This window comes from Ruegeria sp. H6 (assembly GCF_056532975.1).
In genome coordinates, this window is record NZ_JBQFOA010000010.1 from 51612 (window position 1) to 64677 (window position 13066).

10 protein-coding genes are annotated in these 13066 nt (G+C 59.3%); 2 read left to right on the top strand and 8 right to left on the bottom strand.

Annotation, left to right across the window (positions count from 1 at the left end; translation table 11 throughout):
• Positions 1–5 precede the first annotated feature (5 nt).
• The 4 genes from ACR0AG_RS16005 to zwf form a co-directional block, all read right to left on the bottom strand.
• Positions 6–1625, bottom strand: a complete 1620-nt coding sequence (locus ACR0AG_RS16005; protein WP_480840684.1) for a long-chain fatty acid--CoA ligase — start codon at positions 1623–1625, stop codon at positions 6–8.
• Positions 1626–1793: 168 nt separating this feature from the next.
• Complete coding sequence (gene pgi / locus ACR0AG_RS16010; protein ID WP_480840686.1) at positions 1794–3404, bottom strand: glucose-6-phosphate isomerase; 1611 nt, start codon at positions 3402–3404, stop codon at positions 1794–1796.
• A 5-nt stretch (positions 3405–3409) separates the two neighbouring features.
• Positions 3410–4081: a 6-phosphogluconolactonase gene (pgl, locus tag ACR0AG_RS16015; protein WP_480840688.1), complete on the bottom strand. Its 672-nt coding sequence runs from the start codon at positions 4079–4081 to the stop codon at positions 3410–3412.
• A complete protein-coding gene (zwf, locus tag ACR0AG_RS16020; protein WP_480840690.1) occupies positions 4078–5532 on the bottom strand; it encodes a glucose-6-phosphate dehydrogenase in 1455 nt (484 codons plus the stop codon). Before zwf ends, pgl begins: the two co-directional genes overlap by 4 nt.
• Positions 5533–5695: 163 nt before the next feature.
• Here zwf and ACR0AG_RS16025 point away from each other — a divergent pair, with 163 nt between their 5' ends.
• Positions 5696–6649, top strand: coding sequence for a radical SAM protein (locus ACR0AG_RS16025; protein WP_480840692.1), 954 nt, complete (start codon positions 5696–5698; stop codon positions 6647–6649).
• On the opposite strand, the gene ACR0AG_RS16030 is transcribed toward ACR0AG_RS16025, so the two are convergent.
• Positions 6646–7344 (bottom strand): lipid-binding SYLF domain-containing protein, encoded by a 699-nt coding sequence (locus ACR0AG_RS16030; protein ID WP_480840694.1) that lies wholly within the window; start codon positions 7342–7344, stop codon positions 6646–6648. The two genes, ACR0AG_RS16025 and ACR0AG_RS16030, sit on opposite strands and share 4 nt — an antisense overlap.
• Before the next feature lie 114 nt (positions 7345–7458).
• Positions 7459–7728 (bottom strand): usg protein, encoded by a 270-nt coding sequence (locus tag ACR0AG_RS16035; protein WP_480840696.1) that lies wholly within the window; start codon positions 7726–7728, stop codon positions 7459–7461.
• A 193-nt stretch (positions 7729–7921) separates the two neighbouring features.
• On the opposite strand from ACR0AG_RS16035, the gene gyrA reads away from it, so the two are divergent.
• Positions 7922–10645: a DNA gyrase subunit A gene (gyrA, locus tag ACR0AG_RS16040; RefSeq protein WP_480840698.1), complete on the top strand. Its 2724-nt coding sequence runs from the start codon at positions 7922–7924 to the stop codon at positions 10643–10645.
• A gap of 55 nt (positions 10646–10700) precedes the next feature.
• Here the strand turns inward: gyrA and ACR0AG_RS16045 are convergent, their stop codons facing one another.
• Together ACR0AG_RS16045 and ACR0AG_RS16050 are read right to left on the bottom strand one after the other, a co-directional pair.
• Positions 10701–11600, bottom strand: coding sequence for a CE1 family esterase (locus ACR0AG_RS16045; protein ID WP_480840700.1), 900 nt, complete (start codon positions 11598–11600; stop codon positions 10701–10703).
• Entirely contained in the window at positions 11597–13066 is a 1470-nt protein-coding gene (locus ACR0AG_RS16050; RefSeq protein ID WP_480840702.1) for a carboxypeptidase M32, read from the bottom strand. The genes ACR0AG_RS16045 and ACR0AG_RS16050 overlap by 4 nt, the downstream gene beginning before the upstream one ends.

Below are 13066 nucleotides of genomic sequence, written 5' to 3' on the forward strand. Positions count from 1 at the left end.
TTTCCCTATCCCGTCAAGGCGTTCTGGAAATCGTCCCGCAAGGTACGTTTCAGCACTTTTCCCGTCGCATTGAGCGGCAGCGCATCGACGAACACAACCTTGTCCGGCACCTGCCACTTGGCAATTTTGCCGTCGAAGAAATCCAGCAATTCCTGCTCGGACGGGTCCTGCCCTTCGGCCTTGACCGCAACCAGCAAGGGCCGTTCGTCCCATTTCTCATGCGGCACGCCAACCACGGCGGCGGTGGCAAGCTTGGGATGGGCGACGGCGATGTTTTCCAATTCAACCGAACTGATCCACTCACCACCGGATTTGATGATGTCCTTGGACCGATCCCGGATCGTCATGTAGCCATCCGGGTCCAGCGTGGCGACATCGCCCGTGGCAAACCAGCCATCCTGCAACAGATCCTGATCCTGCATCTGGAAATAAGCATCCAGAACCCAATGACCGCGCACCATCAGATCGCCCTGCGTTTCGCCGTCATTTGGCAGGGTCTTGCCGTCATCATCGACAATCTTGAGCTCGACCCCATAGGGCGGTCGACCCTGGCTTTCACGCAGCTTGTGCTGTGCTTCCAATGGCAGTTTCAGATGTTTGGCAAGCGGATGGTTGGCGGAGCCCAACGGGCTCATTTCGCTCATGCCCCAGGCGTGCACCGTGTCGACGCCATAGGTCTCGCGGAAGGTTTCGATCATCGATGGCGGACAAGCCGCGCCGCCGATGATCGTGCGTTCAAGGCTGGCAAGTTTTGAACCGCAAGCCGCCGCATGGGCCAGCAAACCTTGCCAAATCGTGGGCACCCCAAGGGCCAGCGAAACGCCATAGGTGTCAATCAGATTGACCAACGCCTCACCATGCAGACCCGGACCAGGCAGAACCATGCGCGACCCGGACATCGCACAGGCATAGGGCGAGCCCCAGGCGTTGACGTGGAACATCGGCACCACAGGCATCACCACATCCATCGCGGCAAAGCCGATGACGTCCTTGTTGTTGGACGCAAAGCTGTGCAGAACGGTCGAGCGATGGGAATACAGCACGCCCTTGGGGTTGCCTGTGGTTCCAGATGTGTAACACAGGCTCGACGCCGTGTTTTCATCCATATCCGGCCATTCAAAATCGGCGCTGCCGGTCTCGATCAGCTCATCATAGAATTCAAGGCCGGGCACCTGTTCAAGGGCGGCGTCATCACGCGGGCCCATCAGGACAAGATGCCGAACCTCGGTCAGGTGTTCCTGCAGGGCTGCGACCAGCGGAAGAAAGGTCGCGTCAAAGAACAGGACCCGGTCCTTGGCATGGTTGATGATATAGGTCAGTTGCTCGGGAAACAGGCGCGGATTGATCGTGTGGCACACGAAGCCAGCACTCGACACGCCGAAATAAATCTCAAGATGCCGACGGTTGTTCCAGGCCAGCGTGCCGACGCGATCCTGAGGCTCAAGGCCAAGCGCGGTCAGGGCCGAGCCCAACTTGCGCGCGTTCCGGGCAATTTCACCCCAATTCGTCGCGGTCACGGATCCGTCGGTTTCCACTGACGTGATCTCGGTCTGGCCGTGATACCGTTCGGCATGATCAATCAGCGACGAAATCAGCAGCGGCTGCGTCATCATCTGTCCCAGCATGGACATCCTCCCATCTGCGGCGCGAGTTTCGAGACGCACGCCTTATCTCTGCTTTGCCCGTTGTATCGGGCCGCGCGATTTGACTTAATTGAACCTGCCAAGGTTTCAATTGTCTGACAATAAGAGAATGCACCCCTCACGCCACGTTTGCGCGGCGCGCGGGTAAAATCAGCCCCGATGTTTCAGTGCGTAATCCACCAAAGCGGCGGTCGAACCATCCTTGTCAGACGCGCTGGCATCGCCATCCACAATGGGACCCAGCGAGGTCGCCAGTTCTTTTCCCAATTCAACGCCCCATTGGTCAAACGAGTTGATGCCCAGCAGGACCCCTTCAACAAAGACGCGGTGTTCGTAAAGGGCGATGATCTGACCCAGCACAAATGGCGTGAGCTGCGGGTAAATCAGCGTTGTCGACGGGCGGTTGCCGCGGAACACACGGTGCCTGGCCTGCCGCTCAAGCTCGTCCCCGGTCAGGCCTTTCGCCGCCATGATCTGGCGCGCGTCGTCCAGGGAGCGTCCGCGCATCAGGGCCTCGGATTGCGCAAGACAGTTGGCCAGCAACAGGCGATGATGATGCGCCAGCTCTGGTTCGTGTCCTTGCGCGGCCACCATGAATTCGCACGGGATCACGTCGGTGCCCTGATGGATCAACTGGTAGAATGCGTGCTGCCCGTTCGTGCCGGGCTCACCCCAGACCACCGGGCCAGAGGGCACGCTCAGGTCCGAGCCGTCCATCGCAACGGATTTGCCGTTTGATTCCATCTCAAGCTGTTGAAAATAGGCCGGAAGCCGCAGCAGGCGTTGGTCGTAGGGCAGAACTGCGCGGCTGGCATGACCCAGCACCTGACGGTGCCAGATGCCCACCAGCGCCAGCATGACCGGCATGTTTTCGACCCATTCGGCCGAGCGGAAATGCAGATCCATCGCCTGCCCGCCGCGCAGGAACGCATCAAACGCGTTTGAACCCACTGCGATCATCACCGGCAACCCAACGGGCCCCCAGACCGAGTATCTGCCGCCGACCCAATCCGCGAACCCGAATACACGATCTGCCGGAATGCCGAAGGCTTCGGTCTTGTCCAACGCGCTGGACACGGCAGCAAACTGGCGACCGGGATCGCCGCCTCCATCCATCATCCAGGCCCGCGCCGTGCGGGCGTTGGTCATCGTCTCGATCGTGGTAAAGGTTTTCGAGGCGACAATCACCAAGGTTCGGGTCGGGTCCAGTTGCCGCAAGGTGTCCGCGATATGCGCGCCATCGACGTTCGAAACATAGTGCAGCCGCGGGCCGTCGTGATACGGCGACAGCGCATGTGTCGCCATGACCGGCCCAAGGTCCGAGCCCCCGATCCCGATATTGACCACATCGGTAAAGCTGCCGCCTGCCCCGGTCAGCGCGCCGCCGCGCACCTCTTCGGCGAAAACGCGCATGCGATGCAGCGTCTCAAGCACGCCCGGCATCACATCCGCGCCGTCCACTTCGACCGGGCCACCGTCGAGGTTGCGCAAAGCGGTGTGCAATACGGCGCGATCTTCCGTCTCGTTGATCCGTGCACCTGAAAACATCTGATCCCGGCGTTCAGCCAGCCCGGCCAGATTGCAAAGCTGGATCAGAGCATCCCGAATTTCGTCATCAATAGCGGTTTTCGAGTAGTCAAACAGCAGATCGCCGGTCGAGGCGGAAAACCTCTGCGCGCGGTCGCCGTCAGCTTGAAACAGGTCGAGCAGTTTCGTATCGGCACCCGCCTGCGCCAGTGTTTTCAAGGCATCCAGTTGCATCGCACCTACTCCGCCCAATGCACGGTCATTCCGGTAAGGACAGCCCCGATCGGCGCTTCCTCGGGCGGCAGGGACATGGCCTGCTCCAGCGCGTCCCGCTTTGACGTGCCAAAGATTACAAGATGTTTGGACAACGCCCCATCCAGAACCCGCCCGGTCAGGGATATGCGGGCCTCGGGCTGCGTCTCTGGCCGCGCCACGACCAGCGCCGGTGCGTGATTGTCCAGCGCGGCTTCCAACCCTGCCATACCGGGAAACAGTGACGCGGTGTGCATATCCTCGCCCATGCCCAGCACCAAAACGGACAGTGGCAGGACCGGGGTGATCAGGGTCTCAATCTCTGCCAGTGCGGATTCGGGGCTGTCACCCGGAACATAAAGAGGTACATATTCCGCGGCAGTGGCGCGATTGGTCAGCAGGCGTTCGCGGATCAGACGTTCATTCGAACGATCATCATCCGGCGCAACGCAGCGTTCGTCGGTAGGCAGTACGCGGACCCGGTCCCATTCCAAATCCGCCGCGCACAGGACGTCAAAAACCGGCCCGGGCGTGGTGCCACCCGGCACCGCCAGCGCGACCTTGTCATGGTGAAGCAACGCAGCCTCAAGATCACCCGCGAGAACATTGGCCACATCAATGGCCAACATGTCCCGATCTGCATATTCCACAATGTTCATGGCTTAATTCCCTGCCAGTGGCGACCATCTCGCTTCATCAGCAGCTCGGCGTCGCCCGGCCCTGTACTGCCAATATCGTAAGGTTTCGGAACGTCCCCGCGCGCCTGCCAGCCCGCAATGACCGGATCAGTCCAGGCCCAGGCGGCCTCGACCTCGTCCCCGCGCATGAAAAGCGTTTGATTGCCCCGGATCACATCCATGATCAGGCGCTCATACGCCCCCGGAGGATCCTGGTTCTCCGGCCCAAGCGCCTCGGCAAAGCTCATATCCAGCGGGACATCCACCAGACGCATCCCCCCCGGCCCCGGTTCCTTGATGGTCACTTTAAGGGTGATCCCCTCGTTCGGTTGCAGCCGGATGGACAGGACATTCGCATGACGGCCCGCTGCTTCTCCAAAGATCGAATGCGGTGCGTCTTTGAACATCACGTTGATGACCGAAGAGCGCGCCACCAGCCGCTTTCCCGTCCTCAGATAAAACGGCGTCCCGGCCCATCGCCAGTTGCTTACATGGGCGCGCAAGGCCACATAGCTTTCCGTGGTCGAGCGTTCGTTGCCGACCACCTCGCGATACCCCGCCCCATCCGGACCACCCGAGAATTGGCCGCGCACGATGTGATGCGGCTCGACCGGGTCGAGGGCGCGGATCACCTTGAGCTTTTCGTCGCGCACCGCGTCGGGATCGAACTTGGCTGGCGGTTCCATCGCGATCAGGCATAAAAGCTGCATCAGATGGTTCTGAACCATGTCGCGCATGGCACCGGCACGCTCATAATAATCCTCGCGCCCGTCGATGCCCACAGTTTCGGCAACCGTGATCTGGATGTGATCCACGTATTGGCTGTTCCACAGTGGCTCGAACAACATGTTGCCAAAGCGCACCGCCATCAGGTTTTGAACGGTTTCCTTGCCCAGATAGTGGTCGATCCGGTAAATCTGGCTTTCGTCGAAATGCGCCGCCAGCGTCGCGTTCAGCGCCCGCGCGCTGGCCAGATCGTGACCAAAGGGTTTTTCGACCACGATACGCGTTTCATCATTTGCCAGTTGGTTGGCCTGTATCCGCTCGGCCAGGGGCCCGAACAAAGACGGCCCGACCGAGAAGTAAAAGGCGCGAACATGCGTGTCCCCCAGCTTGGTTGACAGCTGATCCCAGCCCTCATCCACATTCGCATCCAGCGCGACATAGCTCAGCCGGTCCAAGAAGGCCCGCACCCTATTCGCATCGCCTGCATTCTTTGGCGCTTCTGACCTGAGCGACGTTGCCACAAGGTCGCGAAACCCCTCTGCGTCATGGCCGGCACGGGCGACACCGATGATCTGGCAGGGCTCTGGCCACTGCCCGGCACAGAATCTGTTGAACAGAGCAGGCAGAATCTTTCGCTGCGCCAGATCACCTGTGGCGCCGAAAATGACCAGATCAAAGGGGTCCACCGGGATGACGCGAGAAACCATGTGTCGTCCTTACCCCGAGCTTTGGTGCATGTCCAATGTTAGCGCAACCATGTGACACTTTTTTTGCCACATCAAAACTGTGTCAGGACATCACCATTTCTCTTTCCCCCGCTGACACAACAGAATAGACCCGTTCAGCAGGATCAAAAAACCGGATACGGTAATGAAAGACAACGCCCCCAAGATCGCCAATATCGGCAAGTTTCAAAACAAAACCGTTACGGCGGACGGGCAAACTCGCGCATCGGTATCGCTGACCGATCCGGAAACCTTGTGGTTCAACACGGGCACATTGTGCAACATCGAATGCGTGAACTGCTATATTGCCAGCAGCCCGACCAATGACGATCTGGTTTATATTACCGCCGCAGAAGTTACGGATTATCTGGATCAGCTCGAGGACCGCGGTTGGCCCGTGCGCGAGATCGGGTTCACCGGTGGCGAACCCTTTATGAACCCACAAATGATCGAACTGGCGCGCATGTCGCTGGAACGCGGCTATGAGGTCCTGATCCTGACCAACGCGATGGCGCCGATGATGCGGCCGAAAGTTCGTGACGGGCTTTTGGGACTGCAACGGGATTTTGACAACAAGCTGACGCTGCGCATCTCAGTCGATCATTTCCGGCCCGAGTTGCACGATGAAGAGCGCGGCACCGGCAGCTTCGACAAGACGCTGGTTGGAATGAAATGGCTGCGCGACAACGGGTTCAACATGGCCATTGCGGGCCGCACGGTCTGGGGCGACAGCGACACCCAAAGCCGCGAAGGCTATGCCGCCTTCTTCAAAGAACACGGCTTTGACATCGACGCGCAGAACCCTGCCAAAACGGTATTGTTCCCCGAAATGGACGAAACCGTCGAGGTGCCCGAGATCACAACTGCCTGTTGGGGTATTCTGAACAAATCCCCTGACGCGGTGATGTGCGCCAGCGCCCGCATGGTGGTAAAGCGCAAGGGCGCGGAACGCCCCACCGTTCTGGCCTGCACCCTGCTTCCCTACTCACCTGAATTCGAAATGGGCGAAACCCTGGCCGAGGCCGAGGCCGACGTGCACCTCAACCACCCCCATTGCGCCAAGTTCTGCGTTTTGGGCGGGGCCAGCTGCTCGGGCTAGTTTAGTTCCGGCGCGGGCCAATATTTTGTACCCGTCGCGCCGGCTGAGACGCGCCAGCCCTTTTTGCTGAGCACAAAAAACGACCGACCGTCGACAAAATGCAACGCCTCGGCGGTGCTGTCATCCCCGTACATCGCCCCAGATTCCGCCGTGGCGTCGTAGCCGTCTGTGATAAACGCATCGAGGTCTTCGGGCGTTTCGAACAGGATGACGTATTTGTTTTCGAACCCACCAATGCCGATGGCCGCCCCAACGCCTCCGGTCCCCATGTTCATATAGGTCCGGTCATCGGTTTCCTTCGAAACGGCCACGCCGCGCCCATAGCCTGCCGATACAGGAAAAATCGTCACCCGACGCGAGTCGAAAACCGCGTACCCTGCGCTGACGTCATACAAAGCCTGCGCCTGCGGATTTTCCGCCATCAACTGATCCAGAATGTCTTGCGACAGAGCATCCAGCTTTGCGCGGGTCTCTTCGGGCGTGGCCTCGTTGGTGACAAGCTCCGACGTGGATTGCAGCGTCTCATCAACTTTTTCCGCACCATTCTCGATTGTGTTGCCAACCTTTTTCGCGCCACGCTCAATCGCATTTGTAGTGTTTTGCGCCCCTTGTTTGATCTTCCCCAACACCCCGTCGGCAAAGACCGGGCTGCACAACAAAAGAAAGACCGGGATCAAAGCGCGGTGCAGCTGCATGGAACACCATCCTGTAACAAGAGTTCGTCTTGTTTGCAGCCTAACTGATATGACCCAATTTTCCAGCGCTTCGATCGACCAGCGGTCAACTTGTTTGATCCAGGCGCGTTGGCGTCAGTTCACCCGAAACTCACCCACCATGTTGCGCCATTCCCCAGGCGCGATCATCTTGCGATGTGTGAAGCGCACGGAATGCAGCGGGCCTTCGATTTCCTTCTGCCAGAACTCTATGAATTTGAAGAGTTTCGGGTGATCGGGCGCCAGATCGTATTCCTGCCAGATGAACGTGTTCAGGACGTGGATATAGTCGGGCATTCGGTAAAAGAATTCCGCCGTCGTCAGCCCGTACCCCTTAAGCATCAATTCGGTTTCGCTTTGCTCCATGCAGACCTCCAATTTCTTGCAAGGTCTCTTCAGGCTACCACGAAACCCTCCTAATAAAGGGATAACAATATGTTACTCGGGTGTTACCGGGACATATTGGGGACAGGACCGCTGCTTGCTTGCACCTTATGTGCCATGTCTGATAAGGTGCATCCACAAGATATAGACCCATAACAATACACGGGCAGTTTACGTGAGCGATACGCCAGAAACCCCTGAAAACATGGATGAAACCCCGCCAGAGCGCCCCGTATACGACGGCCCGACGGTGTCCATCGAATCCGAGATGCGCACGTCCTATCTGGACTATGCCATGTCAGTCATCGTGTCCCGGGCGATCCCCGATCTGCGCGATGGGCTGAAACCGGTTCACCGGCGCATTCTGTACGCGATGCACGAAACTGGGAACACCCATGACAAGGCCTATCGCAAGTCGGCGCGACCGGTCGGCGATGTGATGGGTAAATACCACCCGCACGGCGACAGCGCAATCTATGACGCGTTGGTGCGGATGGCGCAGGATTTCTCGATGTCGCTGCCGCTGCTGGATGGTCAGGGCAACTTTGGATCGATGGACGGCGATAACCCGGCTGCGATGCGTTACACCGAAGTGCGGATGGATAAACCCGCCGCGTCCCTGCTCGCCGATATCGAAAAAGAGACGGTCGATTTCCAGGACAATTACGACGGAAAGGACCGGGAACCGACGGTCCTGCCCGCCCGTTTTCCGAACATGCTGGTCAATGGGGCTGGCGGTATCGCTGTGGGCATGGCCACGAACATTCCGCCACACAATCTTGGCGAAGTGGTTGACGCGACCTTGGCGCTGATCGACGATCCGGATCTGACGTCCGAGCAGTTGATCGAATACGTGCCCGGCCCCGACTTTCCGACTGGCGGCGTGATGTTGGGCCGGTCCGGCGCGCGCAAGGCCTATCTGGAAGGGCGCGGTAGCGTCATCATCCGCGCCAAGACCCGCGTCGAAGAGCTGCGCAAAGACCGCTATGCCATTGTTGTGGATGAGATCCCCTATCAGGTGAACAAGGCCGCGATGATCGAAAAAATCGCCGAGGCGGTGCGCGAAAAGCGCATCGAAGGCGTCAGCCACGTGCAGGACGAATCCGACCGAAATGGCGTGCGTGTCGTGGTCGAGCTGAAACGCGATGCGACGCCCGAGGTGGTTCTGAACCAGCTTTATCGTTTCTCGCCAATGCAGACGTCCTTTGGCTGCAACATGCTGGCCCTGAACGGTGGTCGGCCCGAGCAACTGACCCTGCGCCGCTTCCTGACCTCATTCATCGACTTCCGCGAGGATGTCGTCGCCCGCCGCACCGCCTATGACCTGCGCAAGGCGCGCGAACGCAGCCATATCCTGTGTGGTCTGGCTGTGGCCGTGTCGAACGTGGACGAAGTGGTTGCCACCATCCGGTCTTCGGCCGATGCCGCAGAGGCGCGCGAAAAGCTGATGACGCGCCGCTGGCCTGCCGCCGAGATCGAAGGCTATCTGCGCCTGATCGATGATCCCTTGTCCAAGATGAACGACGACGGCACCTATAACCTGACCGAGGTTCAGGCCCGTGCCATCCTTGACCTGCGTCTGCAGCGACTGACCCAATTGGGCGTCAAAGAGGTCACGGACGAGTTGGAAGACCTGGCCGCCAAGATCAAGGAATACCTGGATATTCTGTCCTCGCGCGAACGGATTATGAGCATCATCGCGGATGAGCTGCGCAGCGTCCGCGAACAATTCGCCGTTCCGCGTCGCACCGAGATCGTCGACTGGTCGGGCGACATGGAAGACGAAGACCTGATCGAGCGTGAAGACATGGTCGTGACCGTCACGTCGGGCGGGTACATCAAACGCACTCCTCTGGCCGATTTCCGGGCGCAAAAGCGCGGCGGCAAGGGCCTGTCGGGGATGCAGACCAAAGAAGAGGATGTGGTCACCACCCTTTTCGTGGCCAACACTCATACGCAACTGCTGTTCTTCACCACCGATGGGATGGTCTATAAGCTCAAGACCTGGCGTTTGCCGCAGTCGGGTCGCACCGGCAAGGGCAAGGCCATCGTCAACATCCTGCCAATTCCGACCGGCGTATCTATCGCAGCGATCATGCCCGTGGATGTGCCGGACGAAGAATGGGAAAACTTGCAGATCGTCTTTGCCACCAGTGCCGGCGACGTGCGGCGTAACCGCCTGTCGGATTTCACCAATGTCCGCCGCAACGGCAAAATCGCGATGAAGCTGCCCGAGGATGTAGAACTGGTGAATGCCCGCATCTGTTCCGAGGATGAAGACGTGATGCTGGTCACCAATTCTGGCCGTGCGATCCGCTTCCGCACCACTGATGTGCGTGTCTTCAACTCGCGCGAATCCACCGGTGTACGCGGCATCAAGCTGACCAATGGCGACCGCGTGGTGTCGATGTCCGTGATCCGCCATTTCGAGGCCGACCCTGACGAACGCGCAGCCTATCTCAAGATGCGCCGTGCCGTCGCAGGCATCGCCGATGATGGCGAAGCGGACGAGGATGACGTTGCCCCCGGCCTGATCACGCAGGAACGCTATGCCGAGATGTCGGCAGCTGAAAACCTGATCCTGACCATCACTTCGGGCGGCGCGGGCAAACTGAGCTCCAGCCACGACTACCCCGTCCGCGGACGCGGTGGCATGGGCGTGGCCGCCATGGACAAGGCCATGCGCGGCGGCGAATTGGTGGCATCCTTCCCGGTCGATCTGGAAGACCAGATCATGCTGGCCACGTCCAAGGGTCAATCGATCCGCGTGCCAGTTGATGGCATTTCCTTCCGCTCCCGCAGCGCGGGCGGCGTGAAGGTTTTCAACACCGGCAAGGGCGAAGAGGTCGTCAGCGTCGCCTGGATCGCCGATCAGGGCGAGGAAGAGGCTGAGGAATAGAACGCCCGGCGCGGACGAGGGTCCTGTCCCTTGGCCCGCGCCGGACGCGAACCTTCTAGTTTTCCGGCAGCCCTTCGAACCAATCCAAAATCTTGTCGGTCCAACCTTTCGGTATTCCATGCCCGTCTCGGAACGCAAGCAAGGAAACAGAGTTCCCATTTGCGCATTGGCTCCAGGTTCTTAGGTCATACGCTTCGTTTCGAACAAGCTCGTTGGTTTCACATTTTGCCAGGAACGCAAGCTCGTACACTAACTCGATCGCTCCCGTATAAGCGGGTTCGGTTTCGACTGAAACGGTGGTCGAAAAGGGAATAACTGTGTCCGTATAGCCGTGGCTATGAAACATGTTGAAATCGTACTGCGACGTGGGGCAAGCCCCGGGTTTGTTACTTTGAAGCGTCCCACCGATTGGGGCAAAGGATTTCAATCTGGGATCAACATCGGCACAGGCTAGATACCACGCAAACGAACCGCCACGTGAATGACCAGACACCAGAATCCGTGATGGATCGATGGGAAACCGGTCGATCAGGTCATCAATAAGTTGCGCCGTGAAATCGTAGTCATCCCAACCATATGCGGCTTTGTCCCACACCCATCCGGTCCCTGGACCCGACCAATAGTTAATCTCCAAAGCTGTGGGAGAGACGACAGCATAGCCGCGTTCAAGTATCGGCTGCACGAGCTGTCGATTGCGTATTGTACCCTGACCGTCTCCGCCCGACCCGGGAAAGAAAATCACCGCCGGAAAAGGCCCTTCTCCCTTCGGAATCAACGCACTATAGCGACGCTCTGACAGTTCGCATGGCCCCGAAAAGCCACCACAATCGAAGGATTGAGTGAGCATCGAAACACGTAAATAGTCCCACAGGTCTTCCACTATCGGCTTTGTTGCAAGTACGGCAAGATAGACAACAATCAACCGCAAAGCGAGCTTGCGGAAGCGTCTGATCACAGCCCGTATAACCCGCCGAACTTGGCCTCCAGATACGCCAGCAGCGGCTCTGGTCCTGGCTCAACCCCACTTGCGCGTTGGATGATCTCGCGAGGAGCGTAGAGCCCTCCGTATTGCTGCACGTTTTCGCGCAGCCAGCCGGTTGCGCCCGAGGTGTCGCCCTGTGCAAGTTGCGGGTCCAGGCCCGGGACTGCGTCGCGCAACGCCTGATAGAGGCACCCGGCATAGACATTGCCCAGCGAATAGGTCGGGAAATAGCCAAACAGGCCCACCGACCAGTGCACGTCCTGTAGACACCCGTTCGAGGGCTTGTCGACCGCATAGCCGAAGTCGGCCTTGAACCGGTCGTTCCATGCGGCCTCCAGATCGCCCACCTGCAAATCTCCGGCCATCAGCGCGCGTTCAAGATCAAAGCGTAGCATGATGTGGAGGTTGTATTGCACCTCATCCGCTTCGGTGCGGATATAGCCGTTATGAACACGATTGACGGTGGCGTAGAAGGCGTCGGCATCGGCAATACCGAAATCTCCAAAGGCGTCCTGCATCTGGCCAAACAACCAGCCGGTGAAGGCGCGTGAACGGCCCAGTTGGTTTTCGTAGATCCGGCTTTGGCTTTCATGCACGCCCATCGAGACACCCTGCCCCAGCGGCGTCAGCAGATAGTCGCGGTTGATCCCTTGCTCATAGGCGGCGTGACCGACCTCGTGAATGGTGGAATAGAAGCAGTTGAAAGGGTCGACCTCGCTGGTGCGTGTGGTAATCCGCACGTCCAGCCCGCTGCCAGAGCTGAACGGATGCACCGCCTTGTCCAGTCGGCCATTGTTCAGATCATAGCCAAACGCCACGGCCAATTTCTTGGACAGTTGCAGCTGGGTCAGCTCGTCAAAGTTGCCACTCAGGGCTGCGGGTTCAGACCGGTCCAGAACGGCGGCGCGCAAATCAATCAGACGCGGGCGCATTTCGTCGAAAATCGCGGCGATCTGGGCGCCGGTTGTGTAGGGCTCATAATCCTCGACCATGGCGTCATAGACATCCCCGCCTTGGGCCAGCGCCTGACCTTCCTGACGTTTGAGCGAGACGACCTCTTCCAGCACAGGCAGAAAGGCGGGCACATTCTCGTCCGCCCGGGCCTGCGCCCATGTGCCTTGCGCAGCCGAGGTAACCCGCGCGATGGCTGTCGCGAGGTCCGCCGGCACCTTCACCGCGCGCTCATAGGACCGGCGGATTTCCCGCAATTGGGCCTTGCCCGCCTCGTCCGGCGCTTCGGCCTGATCCAGCCATTCGGCGACCTGCGGGTTTGAGCGGCGGGCGTGCAAAACGGCCTCAATCGCGGCCATTTCTTCAGCCCGTTGCGGGGCGGCGCCGCGCGGCATCATCGTTTCCTGATCCCAGCCCAAGCGGCCCGCGACTTGGCCAAGTGCCGAGGTTTCGCGCTGATGCGCCATGAGGTTTTCATATGCTGACAT